General features: G+C 47.9%; 25 protein-coding genes and 1 tRNA gene. All 26 read right to left on the reverse strand.

Annotated elements, in window-relative coordinates:
• Positions 1-199 precede the first annotated feature (199 nt).
• The 26 genes from ACYU8Y_RS01945 to ACYU8Y_RS02070 all read right to left on the reverse strand — a co-directional run bounded on the left by ACYU8Y_RS01945 (position 200) and on the right by ACYU8Y_RS02070 (position 26,817).
• Complete coding sequence (locus ACYU8Y_RS01945; protein ID WP_460933649.1) at positions 200-1,378, reverse strand: acetyl-CoA C-acyltransferase; 1,179 nt, start codon at positions 1,376-1,378, stop codon at positions 200-202.
• 219 nt (positions 1,379-1,597) lie between these two features.
• Entirely contained in the window at positions 1,598-2,152 is a 555-nt protein-coding gene (locus ACYU8Y_RS01950; protein ID WP_460933651.1) for an NADH-quinone oxidoreductase subunit J family protein, read from the reverse strand.
• A 40-nt stretch (positions 2,153-2,192) separates the two neighbouring features.
• Positions 2,193-2,759 (reverse strand): NuoI/complex I 23 kDa subunit family protein, encoded by a 567-nt coding sequence (locus tag ACYU8Y_RS01955; RefSeq protein WP_460933653.1) that lies wholly within the window; start codon positions 2,757-2,759, stop codon positions 2,193-2,195.
• 29 nt (positions 2,760-2,788) lie between these two features.
• Positions 2,789-3,943, reverse strand: a complete 1,155-nt coding sequence (gene nuoH / locus ACYU8Y_RS01960; RefSeq protein ID WP_460933655.1) for an NADH-quinone oxidoreductase subunit NuoH — start codon at positions 3,941-3,943, stop codon at positions 2,789-2,791.
• A 94-nt stretch (positions 3,944-4,037) separates the two neighbouring features.
• Entirely contained in the window at positions 4,038-5,123 is a 1,086-nt protein-coding gene (locus tag ACYU8Y_RS01965) for an NADH-quinone oxidoreductase subunit G (protein ID WP_460933657.1), read from the reverse strand.
• A 66-nt stretch (positions 5,124-5,189) separates the two neighbouring features.
• Positions 5,190-6,530, reverse strand: coding sequence for an NADH-quinone oxidoreductase subunit NuoF (gene nuoF / locus ACYU8Y_RS01970; RefSeq protein ID WP_460933659.1), 1,341 nt, complete (start codon positions 6,528-6,530; stop codon positions 5,190-5,192).
• 6 nt (positions 6,531-6,536) lie between these two features.
• Entirely contained in the window at positions 6,537-7,040 is a 504-nt protein-coding gene (locus ACYU8Y_RS01975) for an NADH-quinone oxidoreductase subunit NuoE family protein (RefSeq protein ID WP_460933661.1), read from the reverse strand.
• A 3-nt stretch (positions 7,041-7,043) separates the two neighbouring features.
• Positions 7,044-7,358: a DUF29 family protein gene (locus tag ACYU8Y_RS01980; RefSeq protein WP_460933663.1), complete on the reverse strand. Its 315-nt coding sequence runs from the start codon at positions 7,356-7,358 to the stop codon at positions 7,044-7,046.
• A 3-nt stretch (positions 7,359-7,361) separates the two neighbouring features.
• Positions 7,362-7,484: a hypothetical protein gene (locus tag ACYU8Y_RS01985; protein ID WP_460933665.1), complete on the reverse strand. Its 123-nt coding sequence runs from the start codon at positions 7,482-7,484 to the stop codon at positions 7,362-7,364.
• 18 nt (positions 7,485-7,502) lie between these two features.
• Positions 7,503-8,735 (reverse strand): NADH-quinone oxidoreductase subunit D, encoded by a 1,233-nt coding sequence (locus ACYU8Y_RS01990; protein WP_046578732.1) that lies wholly within the window; start codon positions 8,733-8,735, stop codon positions 7,503-7,505.
• 88 nt (positions 8,736-8,823) lie between these two features.
• Positions 8,824-9,324, reverse strand: a complete 501-nt coding sequence (locus ACYU8Y_RS01995; protein ID WP_460933667.1) for an NADH-quinone oxidoreductase subunit C — start codon at positions 9,322-9,324, stop codon at positions 8,824-8,826.
• 84 nt (positions 9,325-9,408) lie between these two features.
• Complete coding sequence (locus tag ACYU8Y_RS02000; RefSeq protein WP_460933669.1) at positions 9,409-9,954, reverse strand: NADH-quinone oxidoreductase subunit B; 546 nt, start codon at positions 9,952-9,954, stop codon at positions 9,409-9,411.
• A 78-nt stretch (positions 9,955-10,032) separates the two neighbouring features.
• The gene (locus ACYU8Y_RS02005; RefSeq protein ID WP_460933671.1) at positions 10,033-10,404 is read right to left on the reverse strand and encodes an NADH-quinone oxidoreductase subunit A; all 372 of its coding nucleotides are present in this window, start codon (positions 10,402-10,404) and stop codon (positions 10,033-10,035) included.
• A gap of 202 nt (positions 10,405-10,606) precedes the next feature.
• Positions 10,607-12,787, reverse strand: a complete 2,181-nt coding sequence (locus ACYU8Y_RS02010; protein ID WP_460933673.1) for a T9SS type A sorting domain-containing protein — start codon at positions 12,785-12,787, stop codon at positions 10,607-10,609.
• A gap of 182 nt (positions 12,788-12,969) precedes the next feature.
• Complete coding sequence (locus tag ACYU8Y_RS02015; RefSeq protein WP_460933675.1) at positions 12,970-15,936, reverse strand: T9SS type A sorting domain-containing protein; 2,967 nt, start codon at positions 15,934-15,936, stop codon at positions 12,970-12,972.
• A gap of 60 nt (positions 15,937-15,996) precedes the next feature.
• On the reverse strand, positions 15,997-17,001 hold the full coding sequence (gene obgE, locus ACYU8Y_RS02020) for a GTPase ObgE (RefSeq protein ID WP_460933677.1): 1,005 nt from the start codon (positions 16,999-17,001) through the stop codon (positions 15,997-15,999).
• 9 nt (positions 17,002-17,010) lie between these two features.
• Complete coding sequence (locus ACYU8Y_RS02025) at positions 17,011-17,607, reverse strand: adenylate kinase (protein WP_460933679.1); 597 nt, start codon at positions 17,605-17,607, stop codon at positions 17,011-17,013.
• A 166-nt stretch (positions 17,608-17,773) separates the two neighbouring features.
• Entirely contained in the window at positions 17,774-19,543 is a 1,770-nt protein-coding gene (locus tag ACYU8Y_RS02030) for a tetratricopeptide repeat protein (protein WP_460933681.1), read from the reverse strand.
• Positions 19,544-19,633: 90 nt separating this feature from the next.
• Positions 19,634-20,563: a PstS family phosphate ABC transporter substrate-binding protein gene (locus ACYU8Y_RS02035; RefSeq protein ID WP_460933683.1), complete on the reverse strand. Its 930-nt coding sequence runs from the start codon at positions 20,561-20,563 to the stop codon at positions 19,634-19,636.
• A complete protein-coding gene (locus tag ACYU8Y_RS02040; RefSeq protein ID WP_046578745.1) occupies positions 20,556-20,777 on the reverse strand; it encodes a hypothetical protein in 222 nt (73 codons plus the stop codon). Before ACYU8Y_RS02040 ends, ACYU8Y_RS02035 begins: the two co-directional genes overlap by 8 nt.
• Before the next feature lie 5 nt (positions 20,778-20,782).
• The gene (locus ACYU8Y_RS02045) at positions 20,783-21,607 is read right to left on the reverse strand and encodes an energy transducer TonB (RefSeq protein ID WP_460933685.1); all 825 of its coding nucleotides are present in this window, start codon (positions 21,605-21,607) and stop codon (positions 20,783-20,785) included.
• A 4-nt stretch (positions 21,608-21,611) separates the two neighbouring features.
• Positions 21,612-22,148 carry an ExbD/TolR family protein gene (locus tag ACYU8Y_RS02050; protein WP_046578748.1) on the reverse strand — a complete coding sequence of 179 codons (537 nt, stop codon included), beginning with the start codon at positions 22,146-22,148 and terminating at the stop codon, positions 21,612-21,614.
• Positions 22,149-22,204: 56 nt separating this feature from the next.
• Positions 22,205-22,831 carry an ExbD/TolR family protein gene (locus ACYU8Y_RS02055; protein ID WP_460933687.1) on the reverse strand — a complete coding sequence of 209 codons (627 nt, stop codon included), beginning with the start codon at positions 22,829-22,831 and terminating at the stop codon, positions 22,205-22,207.
• A 16-nt stretch (positions 22,832-22,847) separates the two neighbouring features.
• Entirely contained in the window at positions 22,848-23,681 is an 834-nt protein-coding gene (locus ACYU8Y_RS02060) for a MotA/TolQ/ExbB proton channel family protein (RefSeq protein WP_460933689.1), read from the reverse strand.
• A 566-nt stretch (positions 23,682-24,247) separates the two neighbouring features.
• Positions 24,248-24,321: transfer RNA gene (locus ACYU8Y_RS02065), tRNA-Pro, on the reverse strand.
• A gap of 90 nt (positions 24,322-24,411) precedes the next feature.
• Positions 24,412-26,817, reverse strand: coding sequence for a M1 family metallopeptidase (locus ACYU8Y_RS02070; RefSeq protein ID WP_460933691.1), 2,406 nt, complete (start codon positions 26,815-26,817; stop codon positions 24,412-24,414).
• Positions 26,818-26,840: the final 23 nt, after the last annotated feature.

Here is a 26,840-nt window from a genome sequence, read left to right on the forward strand (position 1 = left end):
TGAAAAGAGTTTATTATGCTTGCATACTAATTCGTTAACAAATAAAATCAATTCGAAAGTAGTATGCAAGCATACTAATAATATTTTCTGTGTAAACAATCCTACCGATTTCCAGAAAGGCAAACGTATTCAGAAAACCCTTTTAACATGAAAACCGGATACTGGAAGCCAGTATCCGGTTCAAAAAACATTACGACATTTAATTAAGCCGCTCAAAAATTCCGGCAACACCCTGACCGCCACCGACACAGGCAGAAACCATCCCATACTTCTGATCCCGACGGCGCATTTCATTGAGTAGCTGCACCGACAGTCGCGCACCCGTTGAACCAAGGGCGTGGCCCAGCGCAATAGCACCACCATTTGGATTTATCTTACCGGGATCGAGCCCTAATTCCTGAATAACGGCTAAGGACTGAGCCGCAAAGGCTTCGTTTAATTCAATAAGATCAATATCATCCTGTTTGAGTCCACCTTTCTTCAGCGCGATGGGAATAGCCGCAACAGGTCCAATACCCATAATTTTAGGCTCGACACCGGCTGTCGCATAGGATACCATGCGCGCTATGGGTTGTAGATTCAACTCATTGACCAAACGTTCGGACATCACGACAACAAATGCGGCTCCGTCGGAAGTTTGCGATGAATTACCCGCCGTAACGGATCCACCAGCCGCGAATACGGGCTTTAATTTAGCCAGGCCTTCAGCACTCGTATCTTTACGAGGACCTTCGTCTTGTGTAACCGTCCATTCGCGGGTTTTCTTTTTATTACTTTCTGCGTCGAAATACGTTTCGCTTACCTTGATAGGGACGATTTCGTCCGTGAACTTTCCGTCTTTCTGAGCTGCCAGCGCTTTTTGGTGGGAAGCATAGGCAAACTCATCCTGCGCATCGCGGCTAATGTTGAATTGCTGAGCAACCTGTTCAGCAGTAAGGCCCATGCCAATGTAATAATCGGGATGCGCTTTGGCAATTTCGTAGTTGAGCGCTGTTTTCCAGCCCATGACTGGCACCATCGACATGGATTCTGTGCCACCAGCAATAATACAGTCGGCCAAGCCAGCGTGAATTTTGGCGGAGGCAATGGCAATCGCTTCCAGCCCAGAGCCGCAATAACGATTGATTGTCATACCGGGGACACTATTAGGTAGCGAAAGCAAGGCAATATAGCGGGCAATCTGCATGCCTTGCTCAGCTTCGGGCACAGCGTTACCAACAATAAGGTCTTCAACACGAGCCGGGTCAAGCGAAGGGACCTGACTTAATAAATGCTTTATCACTTCAGCCGCCATATCGTCAGGGCGGGTAAAACGGAGACCTCCGCGTGGTGCTTTACCCACGGCTGTACGGTATCCGGCTACAATGTATGCGTCCATAAAAATGCGATGTTGATTTACTGATTAAGCGGACATCTCAAGGCAATAACTTATTTCTTAGTCGAAAAATTACACGTGATCTGCACATTATTATGCAAGCATACTATTTTCTTTTGATATGTGCAACTTACAAGTATCAGACGTTCCGGAAAACAAAAAGCCGCTCCCATGAGCGGCTTTTGAATGCAAATTAATGAATAAATTAGAAAGACCCGATCATTAGAAATGGCGGTCACCTGCTTCACGTTTGCCAAGCATAACTGCGCCCACCATCGCTACCAGAAATAGTACAGAGGCTAATTCGAAAGGCAAAATGTAGTCGCTGTATAGTAGCTGACCCAGGTTTTCCACTAGTCCTGTTTTATTACTGAAAGTTGCGGGGCTTACCGTTGGCACTTGAGCACTTTTAGCGCGGAAAATTGTGATCAGCATAATCATCAATATACCGCCTACAACCACTGAAGCCATTTTGGTCAGATTCGTTTTCGACTCTTCGTCTTCTTTCCGCAAGTTCAAAAACATGATCGTGAACAGAAATAAGACCATGATGGCACCAGCATAGACAATTATATTCACCGCTGCCAAAAACTGGGCATTCAGCAGGATGTAATGGCCCGAAAGACAGAAGAATGTGGCGATTAACGCCAGGACGCTATAAATAGGATTTCGGGCGGTTACAACACCAATCGCGCTGAACAGCGTAAGGACCGTTAAACCCAGAAACAGATAGCCGGTTGGGGTCAACGTTTTGAAGAAGGTAATGAATTCAGTCATAGCTCAATCGAATAGAGAATGGTAGGGAAACAACGGGCGGCTAGGTAGCCGCCCGTGTTAGGCTTGGTTCGGTTGGGGTGGTCTGCACTTCGGAATTGGCAATCCGGATATACCGGTCGTCCATTTTCTCGACCAGCTTATCTTTCCCAAAAATGACATCTTCACGTTCCATGAAAACCGGAACCATTCGGTCATGGCGCAGATAAACGGCTTGTTTGGGGCAGGCTTCTTCGCACAGACCGCAGAAAATACAACGGAGCATATTGATCTCGTAAACCGCTGCGTATTTTTCTTCCCGGTATAATCCTTCTTCTCCCTTTTTGCGTTCTGCCGCCACCATCGATATGGCTTCGGCGGGGCAGGCAACAGCGCATAACCCACAGGCTGTGCAACGTTCCCGACCCTGCTCATCACGCTTTAATACATGGTGACCACGATAAATGGGACCCAGGTATTTTTTTACCTCAGGATACTGAATCGTAGGTTTTTTGCGGAAAAAGTGGCTGATCGTGATGGCCAGCCCGCCTACGATGGCAGGTAGGTACATCTTCTCGGCCAGCGTCATTTCCTTATTGCTGACTTGTTTGGAGCGATTCGTTAACTGCATGTTAGTTTGTTTTTCGATACAGGTCGCTGTTAAACCCCTTGCGGTATAGCTTCCCGTTTCGGGGCCTTTGCCGACGATACCATGACCATGACAACCATCACGACAACAATGAGCCAAGTGGCGTATTTGAAATTGAACAACAGACCCGCTCCGGTTAAAATGACGTTCAGAATCGACAGGGGAATGAGTGTTTTCCAACCTAGATTCATCAGCTGGTCATAGCGGAAGCGTGGCAGCGTCCAGCGAACCCACATAAAAAAGAAGATGAAAAAGAAGATTTTGCCGAAGAATACGATAAAGCCAATAGCCGTTGCAATGTTGTGACCGGTAATAGCCCCCATCGATTTTTCGAGTGCGTTACCGACTTCGTTCATGAATGGATAATGGAATCCACCAAAATACAATGACGAAATAAACGCTGACGAAACAAACATATTGATGTACTCGGCAAACAGATAAAAGCCCAGTTTCATAGAGCTATATTCTGTATGGTAGCCGCCCACTAATTCCGTTTCGCACTCGGGCAAATCGAAAGGGGTACGGTTACATTCGGCAAACGAACAAGTCAGGAAAATAATGAACCCGATTGGCTGCGTGAAGATATTCCACTCGAAGAAACCGGCTTGCTGGTCGACAATGGCTCGTACGGATAACGAACCGGTCATCATTAGAATAGCGATCAGGGATAGTCCCAGGGCAATTTCATAACTGATGTTTTGCGAAGCAGCCCGAATAGCACCTAAAAGCGAAAACTTGTTATTCGATGCCCAGCCACCCACCATCACGCCATAAACGCCCAGCGATACAATGCCGAAGATGTACAATACGCCGATATTGATCTCGATTCCCTGAACAGGAATGGAATAATTATCGAACCGGATGCTGTCTCCAAAAGGAATAACGGCGCTCGACATCAGCGCGGTCAACATAGCAAGGCAAGGACCTAGGATGAACAACCACTTGCTTGCCTGCGACGGAATGAAATCTTCCTTAAAGAACATCTTACCCGCATCGGCAATGGGTTGCAACAAGCCCCAGGGACCTGCCCGGTTTGGGCCAAGGCGATCTTGCAGAAAGGCTGCAACTTTACGCTCAGCGTACGTTGAATAAGTCGCAATCAGAAGCGTTATCCCGAATATGACCAGGATAATGATGCCTTTTACGAGTAATATGGTTAAGTCCATTTTTTAACGTTTTTGGTTTTTTGTTCTCAGTTGGTTTCCAGGTAACTATTGTATGGCCGCCAGCAGAAAACCGTAAACTACATACCAACTGTTATCAAGGTTCTGGCGCTAAAGCGGATGGCAATACGTTGGCAAACCGTTCGGCGGGTAGTTGCTGAATCGATAATTGCGAAGTATCACGTTCATCGTGAATCGGCTTGTAATCGGCGGCTGCCAGGCGCTCACCAAAACTGGGTTTGATTGTATCGGCGCGGTATTTATTTGCAGAAATAACCGAACTCCGGGATATTTTGGTTGGCCCCTCAATGGTCCAGTCGCTCGTTTTCTTCGTTTCGAAGCGGCAGGTATTGCAAATAAACTCGGTTACCTCGTTCCACTCATTCTTGCGGGCCGTTACCCGAATAACATCTTCTCCCCGGTACCACAGAGTCACTTTTCCCGAGCAGGTCGGACAGTTGCGGTGGGCATCGACGGGCTTCGTAAACCATACCCGGTTTTTGAAGCGGTATGTTTTATCCGTTAACGCGCCAACGGGACATACATCAATAACGTTTCCGGAGAAATCATTATCGATAGCCTTCTCGATGTACGTGCTGATTTCTGATGCATCACCCCGGTTCATCACCCCATGAACCCGTTTGTTGGTAATCTGGTCGGCCGTATATACGCAACGGTAGCACAGAATACAGCGTGTCATATGCAATTGTATGTACGGGCCAATATCCCGTTTCTCAAACGTCCGGCGGTCTTCTTCGTAACGAGTTGTCGACTTGCCGTGATCGAAGGCAAAGTTCTGTAGATCACACTCCCCGGCCTGATCACAGACCGGGCAATCGAGTGGGTGGTTGATCAACAGAAATTCAACGATCCCATTACGGGCATCAATCACCTGCGGGCTGGTTTCGTTTTCGACAATCATGCCGTCCTGAACCGCCGTCAGGCATGACGCAACCAGTTTTGGCATAGGTCGTGGATCTTTTGCCGACCCCGCTGCCACCCGTACTAAACACGCCCGGCATTTGCCGCCACTCCCTTTCAACGGTTGGTAGTAGCACATGGCCGGAGGAGCTACCGCCGGACCTATTTTGCGAGCGGCCTGTAAAATGGTCGTTCCCGGCTCCACTTCAACTTCAATTCCGTCAATAGTGACTTTTAACAGTTGCGGCTTTACGTCTTCCATATAGTGTGCTGCGGCAATGATACCGCAAATCAATCTGTTCTTAAACGGCATATAGCCGCAGTGTAATTAGACCAAAGCCATATCGCCCCGATAAACAGCGCCTGGTTGGGTTGCTTCGGTCGGGTGGTCGATGTGCCATTGGAATTCATCCCGGAAATGCCGGATAGCGCTGGCAACTGGCCAGGCAGCTGCATCGCCCAGTGGACAAATGGTATTGCCTTCAATTTTCTTTGCTACATCGACCAGCAAATCAATATCCTGCTGATGGCCGTGGCCGTATTCAATTCGGTGGAGAACTTTTTCCATCCAGCCCGTACCTTCACGGCAGGGGCTACACTGTCCGCAGGACTCGTGGTGATAGAAACGCGAGAAATTCCAGGTGTTGCGCACGATGCAGGACGTTTCGTCGAAAACGATAAAACCACCTGACCCCAACATGGTACCGGTGGCAAAACCTCCATCGGAAAGAGACTCATAAGACATCAATCGCTTTTCGCCATTCGCCAAGGTTAAGGCCAGATTAGCAGGCAAAATGGGGACGGATGAGCCACCTGCGACGAGCGCCTTAAACTTATGACCCGGCCGAATCCCTCCGCACCATTCGTCGGCGTAAATAAAATCCTCGACCGGAACACCAAGATCAATTTCGTAAACACCGGGTTTGTTAATATGGCCCGACGCCGAAATCAGTTTGGTCCCCGTGCTACGACCAATACCGATGGCTGCGTAGGCATCGCCACCGTTGTTAACGATCCATGACGTTGTGGCAATGGATTCAACATTATTCACCACCGTTGGGCTTTGGTACAGTCCTTTTACAGCCGGGAAGGGGGGCTTATTTCGGGGATTACCGCGTTTTCCTTCCAGCGATTCGAGCAAGGCTGTTTCTTCACCGCAGATGTACGCGCCACCGCCGGGTTGAACGACTAATTCAAGATCATAGCCGCTTCCCAGAATATTTTTGCCCAAAAAACCCTTTGCTTTGGCTTCGGCAATGGCTTTTTCGAGAATGTTGATAACATACATCAGCTCACCCCGTACGTAGATGAACGACTTGTTCGCTCCCAGTGCAAACGACGAGATGATCATCCCTTCGATAAGCAGATGGGGAATGTTCTTCATCAGGTAGTGGTCCTTGAACGTACCCGGCTCCGATTCATCGGCATTGCAGACAAGGTAACGGGGAACGCCTTCGGGCTTGGCCAGAAAGCTCCACTTCATACCCATCGGGAATCCGGCTCCACCCCGGCCCCGAACACCTGCTTTCTTCACCTCTTCAACAATGGCGTCGGGCGTCATTGTCTTGATTGCCTTTTCAACGGCCGTATAGCCGCCCTGTTTCCGGTACACATCGAAGGTCTCGATGCCGGGAACGTTGATATGTTCGGTTAATATCTTGGTCGCCATAGTGGGTTATTTCGACAATTCGTCAATGATCTCATCCACCCGTTCGTTGGTGAGGTGCATGTAATATTTTTCCCGCACCTGGAATACCGGCCCCATACCACAGGCTGCCAAACACTCAACTTCCTTTAGCGTAAACTGACCGTCTACAGTTGTTTGCCCGGTGTCAATACCCAGCCGTTGCTTCAGGTGAGCGTATACGTCTTCACCACCCATCAAGCAACATGGGCCTGTACGGCAGTATTCAATAACGTGTTTGCCAACCGGGTTGAGGTGGTACATGGTATAGAAGGAGGCTACCTCATACACTTCAATCGGCTGGATATCGAGCATTCGGGCTACATGGTCCATGCCTTCGGGGCTGGTCCAGCCTTCCTGCTCCTGCAACAAATGTAGCAATGGCAACAGGGCCGATTTTTGCTTGCCTTCCGGGTAGCGGGCGATGATTTCCTGCGCTTTAGCAACCCGCTCGGGCGTAAATGTTACAGCGGAATTATTTGTCTCAGTCGTCATTATTTACAGCAGGTATTCAGCATCAAAAACTTCATCCCAGGTTAGTTCAGCTGGTTCAAATGTATCGTTTTTGGAAAGATTCATTTCAGCTTTGGCTCCCTCGATAGCCGTACTCATAGTTCGCTGCCAAACGCTTTCAACATAGTCGCGATTGGGCGATGGCATATATTCTTGTAGTTCTCTAATTTCCTGTCTCGCATTTACTATAGTACGAACCCAATTGGTACTACGCTTTTCTGGTTGGTATTTCCATGTAAGAATATGAACCATCAATCGACGTGGCTGACTGCTTAAGGCATGCCGTTCGGCTCTTCCCATAGCTTAATACAGCCCATTTAATCCTTCCCCAGCTTCTTCGTAATTGTGCTCATCAACAAGTTGGCGAATCAGCCCAACCGTATTCAGATGAGATGTTGTTACTAGCTCTTCCCAATCGACTTTCATGGCCAATTGTGTTTTAGATTACGCGTCTAGCTCACCGGCAATGACGTTCATGCTACTCATGATCACGATAGCATCCGACAGAGTCAGTCCTTTACACATTTCCGGGTAAGCCTGGTAATAAATAAAGCACGGCCGACGGAAGTGCAGGCGATATGGGGCTCGGCCACCATCGCTGATCAGGTAGAAGCCTAGCTCACCATTGCCGCCTTCAACCGCATGGTAAACTTCACCAACAGGGGCATCGATTTCGCCCATCACAATTTTGAAGTGATAAATGAGCGCTTCCATGTTCTTATAAACCTCCTGTTTAGGAGGTAAATAATACTGAGGGGCGTCGGCGAAATATGAACCCTCGGGCAGGTTGTCGATTGCCTGTTGAATGATTCGCAGACTTTGCTTCATTTCCTCGTTTCGAACCATGAAGCGATCATAGGTGTCGCCACTTTGGCCAACCGGAATGTCGAATTCGAAGTCTTCGTACGACGAGTAAGGATTCATAACCCGTACATCGTAATCGACACCCGCAGCCCGGAGATTAGGGCCTGTGAAACCGTAACTCAAGGCCCGCTCAGCTGAAATAGCCCCGACGTTGACGACGCGATCCATGAAAATCCGGTTGCGGTTGAACAGGTTCTCGAATTCAGCCAGTACTTTCGGAAAGCGAACGAGCAACTCTTTTATTTTGCGAATAGCTGTAGGAGACAGGTCCCGCTCCATACCACCAATGCGACCCATGTTGGTCGTCAGGCGGGCTCCACAAACTTCTTCGTAAATTTCGTAAATGTTTTCCCGCTCCTGGTAGATGTACAGGAAGCCGGTAAATGCCCCCGTATCCACCCCCAATATACCGTTGCAGATGAGGTGATCGGCCAATCGGGCCAATTCCATCATAATAACGCGAATATACTGCGCCCGTTTGGGGACCTCAACGCCCAGCAACTTTTCTACTGTCATGTGCCAACCCATGTTATTAATGGGCGACGAACAGTAGTTCATGCGATCGGTGAGGGTTGTAATCTGGTAAAAAGGGCGACGTTCGGCAATTTTCTCAAATGCTCGGTGGATGTAGCCAATTGTTTGCTCTCCCGACACGATTTTCTCACCATCCATTTGGAGGATGTTCTGGAAAATACCGTGCGTTGCCGGGTGAGTCGGGCCAAGGTTAAGGGTAGTCAGTTCGTTGACGTATTGAACCGGACCCTGCTCAGCAGGCAAGTTTTTATTCGCTATATCGAGTTCTTCGGAAACCATAGTTAAAAAGCGAAAGAGCGAAAGAGTGAAAGAATGACGAGTAGCTGATTTTCAACGCTCTTTCATTCTTTCGCTCTTTCACTAATATTTATCGTCCAAACAGAGCATCAATTTTATCTTCTCGGGTTGCGTCTTCGAGTGGATACTCTTTACGCATGGGGTGGTAGTCCATTTCTTCCATATTCAGGATCCGGCGTAAGTCGGGATGACCATCGAAGAGAATACCAAATAGATCGAAAGTTTCACGCTCCATCCAGTTCGCACTGGCGTAGAGCGGAATCATCGTTGGGATGTGAAGATCCTCTTTGGCTAGGTAGACTTTAATCCGCACCCGGAAATTATTAGGCAGGCTATGCAAGTGATAGACCACACAAAACTCCTTTCCGGTCGAATCCGGATAATGAATCGCCGTAATATCGGTAAGAAAGCCGATTTTCAGTGTTGGATGCTCTTGCAGGTACTTAACGAGCGGAATAATCTGATCCCGGCTGGTCGAACACGTTAACAGGTTGTACGGATCATCAAAGTCCGTAACACTTTCGCCAAACTGGTTTATTAGTATCTGCGCAACCTCTTCGTTGGTCAGCATTATCAGGGAGTGAATGGGTGACTAAGCAAACCAGGAGATGGAGCCGAAATTGTGACGTTCCGTCTCTCATCCATGAGTTGCTATTTATTGAATGCTATAAGAATTCAGCAACTTGGTGTATTCCTCTGTATTGCGCCGACGGAGCGACTCGTTTTTGGCTAGCTCCTGCAACTGCATCACACCATCCAGAATTTGTTCAGGACGTGGTGGGCAACCTGGCACATACACGTCAACTGGAATGATGCGATCGATTCCCTGCAGAACGCTGTATGTATCAAAAATACCGCCACTTGACGCACAGGCACCAATAGCGATAACCCAGCGGGGCTCGGCCATTTGAAGGTATACCTGCTTGACGATTGGTCCCATTTTTTTTGCAATCGTGCCGGCTACCAACAGCATATCGGCCTGACGGGGAGAGAAGCTGGGCCGCTCTGATCCGAATCGGGCCAGATCGTAATGGGAAGCCATGGTCGACATGAATTCGATACCGCAGCACGAAGTCGCAAAGGGTAAGGGCCAAAGCGAATTTGCCCTGGCGAGTCCAATAATTTTATCGAACGAAGTAGCCGAAAATCCCGGGCCATCATAACTCGCGGGGGCCTCAGCCAGCTTAATATCAGTTGCCATAAAAAACACGTCCGCTGTTGCGGTTATAGTTGCTTACTGTAACAACGAATAAATATGTTCTAAAATTCATTTAAATGCTTATTCCCAATTCAAAACTCCCTTGCGAATCACGTAGTAAAAACCCGCTAGAAGCAGCCCCATGAACAGCACCATTTCAATAAATCCAGTTACACCCAACCCCTTGAAATTAACAGCCCAGGGATACAGAAAGATAACTTCAACGTCGAATAGGACGAACAGAATGGCAATCAGGAAATATTTGATCGAAATCGGAGTACGGGCGTCACCCTGTACAGGAATACCACATTCGAACGGATCATCTTTTTTCTGACTGTTGCGCTTCGGTCCGATTGAGTGTGTAACAATCATCGTCGTTACGATGAAGCCAAGTGCCAGACCCAGTTGAATAAGCACCGGTAAATAATCGGCCGGAAGATAAGTTGCGTTCATAGTAGTAGTTGACAGGAACAGCGCAAAGGTAGCGATAAAACCAATAAAGCTATTTACCTACGCATAGGCGTTCGTTCCACTATCTTTCAAAGATAAGCCACAAGAGTTATTTTATCAACTCTAAACAAGCAGATTAGAAGGGCTAAAAGGCAGAAGCCGCCTTATACAAGGCGGCTTCTGCAACTAAGGTCTGAGAATAACGCTATCTGTTAATAATAATACGCCGGGATATATCGAAACTAGCCGAACGGACCCGGATGAGGTAAATGCCCTGAGCCAGGCCTGAAACATCAATCGCTTTACGTTCATCGAGAGAGGGTACCTGGGTGGAAAAAAGTTCTTGACCACTCAACGAGAAGATACTGACATCTGCGTTTTTAAGATCTTCAATAGTTTCTATTGTGACCGAACCTGTGGTGGCTGGGTTTGGATAGACGCTCAAACCGCCGTTGGACCGGTCGAACGTAAAGGCTTTAGGAACGCTGAAATCAGAGTAGCACGTTAGGGTCGAACTGTTCGGCAAAGTGTAGGTTGTTTGCGTGCGGGCCGAATAGTTGGCCGAAACGACGACTTTCACTACGGCACTTCTTTGGGGAATCACTTCTGCCCCCCGGCGCCAGTCGAATAAGTCGGGTTGACCACCTGTTGGGACTGGCAAAACAGCCTGCAAACTATAAGCTCCGATTTGCTCGACGCTGGGTACGGGTACCTTAGGGCGCACATTTAAAGTTATCGTAGCAGGCTGAGCTGATTTACAGCCATAAACGTTTACCGCCTGTACCGAATAGGTTCCTGATTGATTCAGATTGATCGTTTTGCTAACGGTTGTCGTCGTGCTTACACTCCAAATGCCCGTACTGTTTGCCGACGTATTGGCCAGAAGGGATAAACTAGAATCGGCACAAACCTGTAGTTGATTAGCCACCACAGTACCTGGTTGGCTGGCCAGCGATAGAGTCGGTGTCGTTGGCTGAATAGGGCTTTGTACATCAAGCGCTGGTGACAGATAAGTATTGCCTACTTTGTCTTTCAGGACGGCGCGATAAACACCTGATTGATTAACCGTAATGTTCTGGGTCTTCTGTCCTGAATTCCAGGTATATGAATTGTATAGGCTAGGCAAACTGAGTGTGATGGAATTATTATTGGTTGCGCAGGCTACATTAATGACTGGCTGTGGTAAAGGTGGTAAGGGGCGTGAACTGGAGAAAAAAACGGCGTTCATACTCGCAAACCAAGCCTGTCCCAAATCATTCAGGCCTTTATCGCCTGGATTGTTGGTTGTCCGGTTGCCGAAATGGACATCATCGAAGCGCGGAATCTGGATATTATCCGTAAATGGACCGGCAAACACGTTGTTATTGTACGTGTTGATCACATCGTTTTGTGCCTGAATAATATCCTGACTGACCTGGCCATTGTTATACGACGAACGGGCCAAGACCCAGGCAGGATATCGGTCGGTATCGCCCCGTGTTTTATTAACCAGGTACTGCATATTATCGGCATAATCTTTCCGGGTAGAGTGCAGCGGGAAGTTATCGAACTCGCCCTGTTGCCACAAAACGGCTCTTAACCCCTGGAGCGAGCAGTAATACCGCAACGCTATAACCAAATTAGCATAAGGCATGCCCGTTGGAAAATTTTCGTTGGGCGTGCCCAAGGCAAACAGGTTCTTTGTGATCTTACCATCGGCGCTTTCCCGCCAGTTCTGAATGGTAGTGCCCTGCCAGGCTGTGTTGATGAATAAGACAGGAACATTGTATTGCTTCACAAGTAAATCGCCCAGATAGCCCCAGCACCAGGCACTTTGGCCACGAGGTCCAATCAATGACGTGGCCGTCAACTGTTGGAAAGTTGGTGCCGGTGGGTCGCCAAGCGAGTTAGCGGTGCTATTGTCGTACGTTACACAGTTGACCCGATCGTCGCCAGCACCCACGGCGCCATAGTTCTGAAAACCCTGCGCGTTTGACTGACCCGTTATAATGAATACTTCGCCAATGCCTACTTTACGAATGACATCAGTGCCGGTAGCCACACCACCCGTGAATGCCTGAACTTCCAACCGATACCAGCCTCCTCTAGCTCGCAATGCACCTTGAAAAATACCTCCCTGTGGGTTTTTCTGGATAGTGACCCAGTTGGTATTGGTTCCCTGACCACTTTCCTCCGCCTGAACACGAGCCTGCACACTGTCGGCGGGCTGGTATAAGCTTCCTGACAAATAAATCGTGCTAGTATTATCGTTTTCACGCTGAAAAATAGCCCTACTTTCGGGGTATGTAATTTTTATTACCTGGCTAGCCGTCTGAGCTGATACCGATGTACTAACGGCCATCAAACTGACTGCTAACAGGTAATGTAGAAAATAACGGTTTCTCATTTTTTGTTTTTCAATAACTTTTGAATTGAGCTACTACCACAAGTGGCTACTAAATACTGGTCTACGCAAAAACAGACCGCTATTTAGTATAGATTAAGGTACTAAATGGCGAAAACGTTTTCCCGATAAAGTGCAAAATTAAGGCTAATTTCTATGATTAAACGGCCACTAGACGATTAATATTACAATCCAACTAGAATTCGCTTGGAAACGTCGAAGTCGGCAGCCTGAACGCGAAGAATATAAGAACCAGACGGAAGGGCCGTTAAGACAAGCTGTTTACGTTCATCAAATACCGGAACAGCGGCTGTCAGCGTTACCTGGCCAGTCAATGTATAAACGGTAACAGTAGCATTGGTAAGATTGAACTGGGTTTCCAGAGTCAAAATCTTATCCGGGTTTGGGTTTGGATAGATACTCAGTCCTCTATTGTTGGGGTCGATCGTAAAGGTGATTGGCGACGATGGGGTCGAAAAACAGGTCAGTGTTTGCGAATAAACAATAGAGGAGCGGGCGGTATAAACTCCCGATTGGTTTGCTTTAATTATAGCTGTTTGAGCAGCTAGGGAGTCGGTACCCCGACGCCAGCGAAATTGAGTTCCATTCGTTGAACTCACAGCCTCGAGGGTATAGGTACCGATCACGTTTATGGTTGGAGCAGGAGGGAGAGGTCTCGTTTCAACGGCAATTGAGCCTGCCTGTAACGATCGGCATCCATTTACATCACGAACGCTGGCCGAGTAACTACCCGGAGTGCCTGTTGTAATTCGCTGCGTTGAATCGCCGGTACTCCAAAAAACCGTATAAGGCCCATCGACCCGCAACGTGGCGCGGTCTCCCTCACATATAATTGGGGATGGGTTGGCCAATATGACTGGTGTCGCAGGCAATGGGTTAACTTTTACGGCCAGAACAGAAGAGTAAGGTGACAAACAGCCATTCTGGTCACGAGCCTGTGCCGCGTAATTGCCTGATGTACCAACGATAATACTCTTATCTGTTTGACCGCTCGACCAAACGATATCAATTGGGCTACTCGCATTTAAGGTTACCCGATTACCATCGCAAAAAGTGGTTGCTCCCACTGCCGAAACCGAAGGGATGTCTGGTAAGGGATTTACCTTGATCGTTACAACGTCTGACTGGACGGATGTACACCCGAATTCATTCGTGGTCCGTACCGCAAAATTGCCCGACTGGTTAAGTGTAATGCTCTGGCTATTTTGGCCGCTCGTCCATTGATAAGCTACGTTCTGGGGCGCCGTTAGAACAATATTGCGATCGGCACAGAATGTAGTTGGACCACTTGTCGCGATGACAGGCTTAGCGGGTACTGGATTCGCCGTTACCGTAATTGTGTTGGATTGGGCCGATGTGCAACCGTTCTGGTCGGTGACGGTCAAAAAATAATTTCCTGAATTACCAACGCTGATCACCTTACCGTTTTGTCCGTCACTCCAGTTGTACCGAATATTATCGGCGCTGGCCCGTAGTGTGGTATTGTCGCCCTGGCAGAACGTTGTTGATTTCTCATTGGAGATTGTGGGTGTAGGTGGTAATGGATTTACACTAACGTTCAGGGTATTTGACGTGAAATCACACCCACTTACATCCCGATAACGAACATAGTATATGCCTGCTGAAACCGTAGAGAAGTTTCTTGAGGTAGCTACTGTTTGATTGTTCTGCTGATTTAACCAGGTTACGTTATCATAATTTGTTGTTAGAGCCAGGCTACTGCCGATGCAAACAGATGGTGGGCGGTTGTCGGTCGTAGCTGCTACCGGGGCATCCGATACCCTGACCTGCCCCGTAAAAAGGGTATTTCCCTGGGCATCTTTCACTTTAGCACGGTAAGTCCCTGCACCTTTGGTAATCGTATTACCCGACTCGCCCGACTCCCACTGAACGCTTGAAAACGCGCCGTTCACGGACAGCGTCAGATTATTGTTGCTGGCGCAGGCAACCGAGAGCGTAGGGGATAGCTTCGGGCTCGATGGAGTTGAACTCTGAAAAAAAGCATCATTTAAACTGCCATTCCAGGCGTTGGCAACTTCAATCAGACCGTTAAAGTCGAAGTGAAATCCTTCGGGATCATTGAGAGGAGGACGGTTTCGTGGTACCTGAATAGCATCCGTAGAAGGACCAGCGAAAACATTGGCAGTTGAGGAAATAACCTGGTTCTGCCCTGCAATAATGTTAGCATCGACACCGAAATTATCCCCATACGAAGACCTGGTAATAACCCAGGGAATAGCTTGCCCAAAATCCGAGCGGCTACGGGCAATTACTGCCTGAAGCTGCCTTACGTATTGACTAGTCGGAACATTTAGCAGATTATCTGTTTCCCCCTGTTCCCAGAGAACGGCCCGAACGCCGAGCGAACTGGCATAAAATTGCAGCGCGATTTTAAGATTTATATAAGGCTGACGAGGTAAATAGGCACCACCCGGGCCATAAGCTGCACCGCCGTCTGGAGCACTATCACTCCAGTTTTGAGACGATGTGCCGGTATAGGCCGCATTAAAAAACATAACCGGGACGTTCAGGCGTTTTACCAAAAGGTCGCCGAGTTGGCCCCAGCACCAGCTCCCTACTCCCCTGGGGGCAATAGTGAAGCCGGGCGAATTATCAAGTAGCGTGTAAACCGGAACCGCCGGGTCGTTTGGAAAACCATTGTCAGGATATCGGTAGTTTACACAATTTACCCGGTCGTTTTGTGGGTTGGGCGCATTTTGGTGTATTCCCTGTGCGTTTGATTGGCCGGCTACTATAAATACCTCGCCAATGCCCACTCGTTCAACGGTTGTTATATTGCCGACTTGCTGGTCGCCGTTCATACCCCGCACTTCCAAATTATACCAGCCACCTGATCCGACTATATCGCCTGCAAATACCCCACCCGCGGTATTATTCTGAATAGTTCGCCAATCTATTGAGGTGCCTTGTCCATCACGTGCTTGCAACCGTGCTTCTACTCGGGTTATCGACGCCGTATAATAACCCGTGATGCGGATGGTCGCCTGATTGGCATTATTTCGCTGAAGAACCGCTCGATTTGTAGGAAAAGAAACCTGAATTTGGGCTATTGCCAGAAATGGGAGCAATAAAATAAAGGCCGTACCTAAAGTTACGGAGACGTTTTTCATAATAATTAAAGGCGCAACTAGCCTAATAGGCTAGTTGTTGATAAACAAATATGGGTATGATCAGACTGGCTCGATACTTGTTAGATTTTGCCAGATAATATCCTTCAATTCATCCAGGCCTCGCTGGCTCACCGCTGAGACATAAGCAACGGGTACTTTTTTGGGTAAATCATTAGCCAGTTTAAGGCGGGCTTCCTCGTCAATGAGGTCAATCTTTGTAATAGCCAGCATGCGGGTTTTGTCCATCAACTCTGGATTGAATTCTCGCAGCTCGTTTAATAACGTATTATATTCCTGCCGGATATTTTCTGATGTCGCTGAAATCAAAAAAAGTAAGATAGAGTTGCGTTCAATGTGGCGAAGAAAGCGTAACCCTAATCCCTTGCCCTGCGAAGCGCCTTCAATAATACCCGGTATATCGGCCATTACGAACGATTTGTAATCTCTATACGCTACGACCCCCAAATTAGGAACAAGGGTTGTAAACGGGTAGTCGGCAATTTCGGGCCGGGCTGCCGATAATACAGATAGTAATGTTGATTTGCCCGCATTTGGAAACCCTACCAACCCAACATCAGCTAATAATTTTAGCTCTAGTACGACCCATTCTTCGCGGCCAGGTTCACCAGGTTGCGCATAGTCAGGGGCCTGTTGTGTAGGTGTTTTGAAATGGTCATTGCCCATACCGCCCCTTCCACCAGGGAAAAGAATAATTTCCTGACCATCTTCCGTGATTTCGGCTAATTTTTCGCTCGTTTCCGGATCCCGGGCAATTGTGCCAAGCGGCACTTCCAAAATGACATCTTCACCCTGAGCACCACTCCGACGACCACCTTCGCCTGCCACACCGTTACCCGCCTTTACGTGCTTTCTATATTTTAAGTGTAAAAGCGTCCAGAGCTGCGAATTACCCCGTAGAATAATGTGACCGCCCCGGCCACCATCCCCGCCATCGGGACCACCTTTTGGGGTATGCTTTTCCCGACGAAAATGAACAGAACCAGCACCGCCCGCACCCGAACGGCAATTTATTTTTACGTAATCAATGAAATTTGATGAAGCCATAGTTACTAATTACTGCCCATTCGACTCATCAATTTGATGACATATTTTCTCGAAAATAGTGTCGATCTCGCCAATGCCGTCGATGGCTGCGAATTTCCCCTGCTGACTGTAATAGTCAGCTACTGGAGCAGTTTTGTCATTGTATTCTTTTACCCGACGACGAATCAATTCTTCGTTTTGATCATCTGGTCGGCCGGAAGTTTGTCCCCGGAGTAAAAGTCGCCGAGTTAATTCTTCACTATCTACGACCAGCGCAATCATTTTGGTGATTTTCGTATTATGCTGGCTTAAAAGCTCATCCAGTGCCTGAGCCTGTGGCACCGTTCTTGGAAATCCATCAAAAATAAATCCCGCAGCCGAAGTTGCTGAAACAGATTTATTTTCCTGTAATTTACTCTCAATCATACCGATGACCACCTCATCAGGCACCAGTAAACCTTGATCCATTAATTGTTTGGCCTGTAAGCCGAGTTCAGTCCCGGCTGCAATCTGGGATCGTAACAGATCACCTGTTGACAGGTGAATCAGGTTATACTTTTTGATTAAATACTCGCTTTGGGTTCCTTTCCCGGCACCCGGGGGGCCAAACAGTACAAGATTAAGCATACGGTTTTAATGGTAGTGTCGATCAGTCGAAAAATGCGCTCGCAAAGTTACGATACCCTTTGATAAAATTGCTGTATTCCCTGATAGCCACCCGCTTTATTCCAAAAAACAAAAAAAGCGCAGGTGTTAAACCTACGCTTTTATAACTTGAAATCAGAAAATTCATTTATTTACTGGCCACTTTCTTTTTAACAGGTGCTTTCGGACTAGGCTTAGCCGTTGGTGTTGGCGCAGCCTTAGGCCCTTCCAATGCCCGTTTGACGCTCTCGTCATTAGGGTCAATAGCCAGCACTTTATCGAAATACTCTTTAGCTTTAGTATCGTCTTTCTTCAAGAGAGCGAATCCAGCCAGTGCTTTATAAGCCGTTACCAGATAACGCCTGTAATCCGTTTTATCCGTCGAGTCTGGCGATAATGCCTGCTCAATGAATTTTTCGTACAATGGACCTGCTAAACTAGCTGCTTTCTCTTGTTCTTTCGGATAGGCGTAATAGTTAGCTCCTGCACGATAGTAATAAGCCAGCGGGTACTTTTTGCCGTCTGCTTCAATTTTCTGTGCCATTAAGGCAAAAGCTGAATCAGCCCGCAAATAGTACTGTTGTTTTACCTGACGAATCTGCGCGGTATCCATCGGAGCAGCCGAACTGTCCCGGCCAACCCGTGGCGCATACTGATAATTAGCAAGACCTAACCACAAGTAATCATTGTTTTGTGGTTTTTTGTCATTCTGAATCGTCTTGGCATAATAATTAGCCGCCTTATCGTAACGCTTGGTCTCATAATATTTCTTACCAATCTCACGATAAAGGTTCTCCGTTGTGTCCATTGGAGCTGCTTTCTCCAGGTTAACAATACTCAGCGAATCTCCCTCTGGTGTACCCAGTTGCGCTTCGGCCCGTCCCAGGTATTTGTAATCGTCGGCCATTACTTTTTGTGGTGCCGTTGAAATGAACCGGTTGAGCGCTTCAACGGATTCAGCATTTTTACCCAGAGCACTGTAAGACCATCCGTACATTCGGTCGATGATTGGGTTGTTAACCTTCCCTTTGAGTTGATCCAAATAAGCAACAGCTCCCTGATAATCCTGCGCCAGGAATTTGTAGCGAGCTACATCAAGTAACTGCTCAGGATCTGTCGTTCCACTTTTCTGTACATACAGTTCATAGTTTTGAGCGGCTGGCTTATACGCACGGGAGTTAGCCAGAGCATCAGCGTATGCACGATATGTAGGAGCAAATTCGGGATCGCTTTGGATAGCCAGTTTGAAAAACTCCTGTGCTTTCGCGTAGTTTTTACCGCGTAGGTATAAACGGCCAATCTTGTAATTAGCTTCAGCCAGATTAGGACTAATCGCCAGAGCATTTTCATACTTCGTAATGGCGTTACCACCATCATTTTTCAGGAAGTATGCATCGCCCATCAACATTTCGATTTCGGCGTTTTCGTTCTTTTTATCCTTCTCGTCGGCAACCGTCAGTAAGCTTAACGCAGCTGCCGGATCATTTTGCTTTGGCTGATCCGAAAGGGTGTACATTTCAGCAGCACGAATCAGAACGTCCTGATTCTTACTTTTCGTTTGCGCAACGGCATTATCAATTAACGACTTAGCTGTTGCTCCATCACCTTTAGCCAGGGCCACACCTGCCAGGCCAATATTGTTCAATTGGTTTTTAGCATCGGCAGCGGCTCCTTTTTCGAACGTCGCTTTTGCCTTATCCAATTGCCCACTTCTCAGGTAATAATAGCCCAGATAAAACTGATTGTCAGCCGTCGGCGAGCTGGTGGCCAACTGCGTTAGCGTTTGCCCCGCCTTATTATATCGCTCAGCCTCTACATCTTTCAAGGCTGTCTGGACGTCCTGCGCCATCAAAGGGGCCGCCATAGTTGCCCCTACGAACAGGATGGTCATCAGCGATTGCTTCTGGTTGTTCATCATGTAATTCAAGTTGGAAATTAGGGAATTTGGTTAGTACCTATTAAACGAATTAGCAAATCTAAAAAATTGCAGATAAACCCAAAAACTTACTTATTTAGTTAGATTTATTATGCGATCATACGGAATTCTGGGCCAAAGGCCCAATTTACGAATGATTAGCGAACCTGCATCTCGGGCAATGTAGTTTATTAGTCCTCCGCCCAATCCAGGGTGCGTTTCACGGCTTAATATATAGACGGGTCTACGCAAGGGATAACGCTGCATGCCTAAATCTTCCTGAAATGGTTGAAAGTAATCATCGCGTTTTGTTGGATTCAGCTTATCCGACACGCCCATGACACGCAAGTCCCTGGCTAATTCTACTGAAAGAGGTTCATCGCTATCGCTAATCCAATTGACGCCGATGAAGCCCAATGCCGATGGATTCTTGCGCACAAAGTTTATAACTTCTCGATTTGAGCGCGTCGTGAAGATTCGTATGTTATTAACATTTTTGACCTTGAAGGTGTTCAAAACAAACTCTAAATTACTGGAATTGTTGTTATCGAATACCAGTGTGATTGGGCTGTTTTGATTACCATTTTTTAGCTGGTTCCAGGTCTTCGTCTGCCCACTAAAAATGCGCTGTAAGTCAGTCATGGTAATCAGGCTATCTGTATTGGCCTTGTTAACAATGAGTGCTACACCATCGGTCGCAATTTTCTCGGTCGCTCCTCTGATTTTACTTTTGTCAAGTACAGCACGCTCACTCGGTCTTAGTGGACGGGTCGTAAAGACTAATCGGGCACTGTCATGAAGCATCATATTGATAGCTTCCTGCTCAGGCTTATAGACAACATCGAAATGAACGTTTGGGTAAATACCAGCGTAAGCCGATGTCAATTGAGTGACTAGTGGTTGGAATGATTCATCGGCTGCGATAACGATGTTTCCGCGCGAAGGGTTGTCTAACGGCGGTTTGCCATTGCCACAGCCCATCAAACCAGCCAATAAGGCAATGGACAAAAGTTGTCTAATCATCTTCCTGAAAGCGTTGATAGGCCCGGTACGCCCGAAAGGCGCCATAAATAAGTAGCAACGCTCCCATACTATACCGAAACGGGCCGGGCTCTGGGAGCACCCCAAAAGACTGAGAGGAGGCAATCAGTCCGATGCCTCCTCCCAAGTATGCCAGTGAAGCCAATACTGAAATATACAGCGTTAGCCGCGCTGGACCTCGATTTTGTCCGCGCATAGGGTTTATTCCAGCGTGAAGTTGATCGGTAGGTTGTATTTTACCCGAACCGGCCGACCTGATTGTTTACCAGGACGCCATTTCGGCATACCTTTTACTACGCGTTGCGCTTCTTCATCTGTGCCAAAGCCCAGACCTTTCAGCACCTGTACATCCTGAATACTACCATCCGTGTTAACAACGAAGCTGACAAACACACGTCCTGAAACGTTAGCCCGTTGAGCTGCTGCCGGATAACGAAGGTTTTTGCTTAGGTATTGACCAAGAGCAGCCATACCACCGCTAAACTCAGGTTGCTGTTCTACTACCGTAAAGATTTCCTCTTCTTTCGGGGCAGCCTCCACGGCAACTTCCACTTTGGTTGGAGCGGCCGATGCTTCAGGAGCGGCAATGATGTTTTCGGCATTGGGGTCACCTTCCTGCGTTTTTTCGGCAGCTACAGCTTCCTTCAATTCCTCAACAGCCGGTGGTGGCGTTTCTTCGGGTACTTCCTCATCCGGTTTCACTTCCGGCGGGAGGAATTTCACCGTGTTCACCTTCGGTAGTTCTACCGGTGGTGGTGGCGGTGGTGGCGGTTCGTTCGGATCAATAGGCGGTGGTGGAAGCTTCATCAAGTCCACCTCGACCATTGCCTGTTCGGTTTTCTCCGGAGTTAGAGCGGTAATGATCGTTGGAGTCAATACGCCTAAGGTGAACAGGATACCACCGATGACCAGGGCCCGTGTTACAGTTTTAGGGTACGATTTCCGCAAATCATAGGCACCATACGCTTGGTTCCGGTTGGCAAATACGATATCATCGAGTGTTGCCTTGGAGTCTAGTTCTGCCATGGTGTTATGCGTCTAATTTTACTTTGTCTTTGAGAAGCTTCTTCTCGTCCGGAGTGAGTACATCCACCAGGGCATACCGCTTGAGTTTGGTGATAGCCATTTCGTCCAGCACATCAACCATGTTCTTGTACGTCGACTGCTTGGTTGGCTTAATAACTACCACAAACTTTTCGCCACCTACTTTCCGGGCATTTTCCTGAAGTGCCTGGCGGAATTCGTAGCCATAACCAACGGTCTTCACTTCAGGGTCTTCGTTAGCCGCTTTACCGAAAATGTAATGCGCTTTGTTGTCTTTCCCCAGAAAGATCGTCATTACGTTGGATGCCTTGATCGGCTCCGTTTCCTCTGTTTTTGTTTTATCCGGCACGTTGAGCGTCATCGAAGATGGTTTGCTCAGGGTAGTGGCCAGAATGAAGAAGGTAATCAGGAGAAATCCCAGGTCGACCATGGGCGTCATATCCACACGGGTTGACGCTTTCTTGGACCGTACCTTACCACCATCATGCTTACCACCACCACCGCCGGTATTAATTTCTGCCATGTTTTCTTAACAGATTCGCGTGGTGAAAATCAACTATAGTCGCAATCGCTAGGCAATTAATCAGCTTTCCAACCAGCCGGGGGGGCTTCTGTGCCCGTGATCAGGTTGAATTTGTTGATGTTTTGCGCTTGTAGCGTAGCCAGTACATTCTTGAACTCGGGGAATTTAGCGAGGTTATCGCCTTTCAACGCAATTCGAAGATTGTTGTTGGCCTTCCGGGCATTGTAAACCCATTCTTTCAATTCATTCGTTGGCGCTGCGCCGGTCGAATCGGTTGGGATGCCAGGTTGTTTTACTTTTGCCTGTTGTTCTTTAGGAAGGTTCAGGTAAGATTTCAACTGATTGATCGGCAGACCGAAGTTCGACATTAGAGAAAACTCTTTCTTTTCATTGTTCGAAAAAGAAAGCCCTTTGGCGGCAGCAATGTTATCCAGCATAGCAATGCGGTTTTGCGCATTGTCAATACCGAAATAGACTTTGCCATCTCTACCAAGACCAATGGTCATGATATCGTTATCGGGGACCTTGATTCCGGAGATGGACGAAGGTGTTTCGATGGCGGCAGCATCCTGCGACCGGAACTGGGCCGTTAGGATAAAGAACGTCAACAAAAGGAACGCCACGTCGCACATCGCGGTCATGTCCACAGAGGAACTGGCGCGTTTTACTTTAACTGCTGGCATAATTTGTACTTAAATTTTAATAATGAGCGGCAAAATTCTGCTGAATGCTCAGGCCGATTTCGTCGATGTTGTACGTCAGTACATCGATACGGCTCGTAAAGTAGCTATACATGATCGTAGCGATAGCGGCTGTACCGATACCCAGAGCCGTGTTTACAAGGGCTTCAGAGATACCCGTTGAGAGCGCTCCTGTATCAGGCTGTCCTGTAGCACCCATGGCTGCGAAAGCGCGAATCATACCAAGTACCGTTCCTAGCAGGGCGATCAGTGTCGAAACCGAAGCCAGCGTAGCAATGATGGTCAGGTTTTTTTCCAGCATTGGCAACTCAAGTGTCGTCGCTTCTTCTACTTCTTTCTGCAGAGCTACCAGTTTCTGCTCTTTATCCAACTGCGTGTCGGTAGCTAACTGCTGATACTTAACAAGGGCTGTTTTCACAACGTTACCGATCGAACCTTTCTGACGGTCGCACTCCTGGATAGCAGCGGCAACTTCATTACGATCAAGCTGGCTTTTGATTTTCCGAACGAAATCATCGATAGAACCCGAACCGTTTGCGCGGCCGATGGTGATGAAACGCTCAATCGAGAATACCAGTACCGTTAGAAAACAGGTAAATAAAATTGGTACGATAAAGCCTCCCTTGTAAACCGTACCGAAGTAGTCACCTGGAAGTGGTTCTTTCGTATTGTCGCCTTCCTGGAAGTGGCTGCCATCACCGAAGACGAACATGTACGTCAGGATACCGATCAGCAACAATACCGGAATTACGAACGCGGGGTTAAGACCACCTGACTTCTTTTTTGGTGCCGCTGCTTTGGCGGGTGCTGGAGAAGGAGTTTGTGTTTTCATTGGAACTGGACTGTAGGGTTAAATATTAAAAGTTGGTTTACCCGGTAAAAAAAGTGAAAAATTTAGACTCTTTCGGTTTGTGCATCTAAATTTTTAAAGGAAATGCCTTCAAACCTCCACAAAAATATGTGTTTTCTGCCAATAACCACACAATTCTTAAAGTCTATTGTTTCTCCTTAATTGCAGTCCAGCAACATATTGTTGGATAGAACTCACTTCTTAACCGAATGCCTGCCTTTGGCAACGGCTACCTAACGTCTTGTTTCTCAACCATCGCACCGAAAAAAAAATGTTCGGAGGCCTTATTCATAACGGGTTAGGGCGGAGCGTAGGTCATAAAATAATTGTTAAGATTATTGAAAGGCGCTTTTCAAAACAGCTTTTTAATTCTCTTAGGATAGATGCTGCAGCCTTCTTAATTCCATAAAAAGAGTTGAAATTTATTTGCGTGTCTTAAGAAAACAGCAGACTCTCGACCCCTTGGGAGAGGCATAACACGCAGGGGAATCCTATTGAAAGGGCAAAAAAAAGAGAGATGCAATGGTTGCATCTCTCTCAAACTACTGTCGGGAAGGCGGGATTCGAACCCACGACCTCTTGCACCCCATGCAAGCACGCTACCGGACTGCGCTACATCCCGAATCGGTTCGCAAAGGTAGTGAAGAGTGTAGAATGAACAATGAAGAATAACGAATATTTATACACTTCATCGCTCATCCTACACGCTTACTTAATTCTTGCTACTTCCCTGGGCGGCTGGCGGCTGAGTCGCCCGTTTCTGCTGCTGCATTGGATTAGGGGCTGCACCACCTCCCCGCTGTTGTTGCTTAAACAGCTGGAACCGGGTGGGTTGGGCCATCCGTGGGAATGCGTTATTTTCTATATCTATATCCGCGATTTCCTGATAAGGATCAAGAATCCACTGGGTCACTTTCTTGGGTGTTGCAATCACTTTTTTGATCGACACATCGTTGAAGCGCCAGATTTCGGCCGGGAAACGAGCTACCGAGTCAGTGCCGTCTTCAAACTGCATACGAATGATCACTGGCATGGGTAAGCCCCCTTTGTTTTTCAGCGACAGCGTATAGAAATTCGTAGCCGCATTCGTTTCAAGCGTTTTGCGCTCGTCGGCGCTTAAAGACGACAGATAGTCCTGGTATTTTTTCTTATCCGCGTCAGTGACCGTGTAAGGGTCGTAGTTGTTGTAAAAATCCTTCATGGTAGAGTCTTTCGCAACAACCGTTTCGGCCTGTGTAGCCGCATCCCGCTGCTTGCTGATGGTACCAGCGCGACGTTTTGCTTCGGCACGGGCTGCGGCTTTCGTTACTTCTGGATTACCCGAATCAACCTGGAACCAATCTACTTCGACCAGATCCTGATCGACCGGCTCAACGCCGTAAAACCAGCCTTTCCAAAACCAATCCAGATCAACCCCGGAGGCATCTTCCAGCGTGCGGAAGAAATCAGCCGGCTCGGGTGATTTAAATGCCCATCGGCGAGCGTACTCTTTGAAAGCGTAGTCGAACAACTCACGACCCATTACCGTTTCGCGCAGAATATTCAGGGCTGTTGCGGGTTTGGCGTAGGCATTTGGCCCAAGGCCAATGACGTTGTCGGACGATGTCATGATTGGAGACAGTACCGATTTGTCTGACTTCATATAATCGACAATGTACTGGGGTTCTCCCCGGCGGCTGGGAAAGTTATAGTCCCATTCTTTTTCAGCCAGATATTGGCAAAATGTGTTTAGCCCTTCGTCCATCCAGGTCCACTGACGTTCGTCGGAGTTGACAATCATGGGGAAGAAGTTGTGACCCACTTCGTGGATAATAACCCCGATCATACCCGCCTTGGTCTGCTCAGAGTAAGTACCGTCCGCTTCTGGTCGACCGCCGTTGAAGGAAATCATGGGGTATTCCATACCACCGCCAGCCGTGGCGTGGCAGGAGATTGCTACCGGGTAAGGGTATTTAATGGTCCGGTTACCGTACGATTTCAGTGTATGCTCAACCACACGGGTTGAGTATTGCCCCCAAAGTGGATTGCCCTCTTTCGCATAGTACGACATCGACCAGATTTTACGACCGTCGCCATAAACATCCGTCTGCATGGCGTCCCAGATAAACCGGCGGCTACTGGCAAAGGCAAAGTCACGTACATTTTTTGCGTCAAATACCCACGTTTTCTTGCTTACTTTATCGCCGGGCTTGGTTTTCAAAGCGGCCTCTGCTTCCTCCTGCGTTACGATAACGACTGGTTTCTTCGATGTAGATGCCTGTGCCAAGCGCTTCTGTTGCGTAGCCGAAAGTACCTGCTTATAGTTCTGGCATTCGCCGGTAGCACCAACAATGTGATCAGCGGGCGCCGTGATCGCTACTTTGTAATTGCCGAAGATGAGGGTAAACTCCCCCTGACCCAGAAACTGCTTGTTCTGCCAGCCATTAACATCGTTATACGCGCACAAACGTGGGAACCAGTGAGCAATGAAGTAGTTATAGTTGCCATCTTTGGCAAAAAACTCCATGCCACTACGTCCGTAGTATTCCGTGACAAAGTAATTCCAGTCAACATTGAACGAATAGCTCCCACCCGGCTTGATAGCTGCCGGCAGATCAACCCGCATCATGGTTTGGTTGATTGTGTACTTCAAGGCCGTACCCGACTTGGCATCTTTTACGGAGACAATTTTGTAGCCGTATTTGTCGGAAGCCTGCTGGCTGCTGCGTTCACGTACCGACGTCAGGTTTTGCAGTTGTGCGAAACTCATACCGCTTTCGTTGACGCCCCCGGTCCGGGTCATGCTTCCCGTAGAACCTTTAGCGAACAGATTCTGGTCGAGCTGAAGCCAGATGAACGGTAATTCGTCCGTCGAATTGTTATGGTACGTAACCGTTTCGGTACCGATGATTTTCTGATTCGCGTCGTCAAGTTCGACTTTGATATCATAGTCGGCGCGGTTCTGAAAATAATCCTTGCCAGGAGCACCGGAGGCTGTTCGGAAGGTATTCGGCGTAGGCAGAATCGGACCGAGCTGCTCAAAACGATTGTTGGCGTTTTGCGTAGGGGCCGTGGGTGCCTGTGCCATCGAAGCGGCCGACCAAAAGGCTAGGCCAGCCATCAACACGAGTTTTCTCATAGTTTATTGAAAGTTAAGATTCG

The sequence above is a fragment of the Spirosoma humi genome (assembly GCF_054776575.1).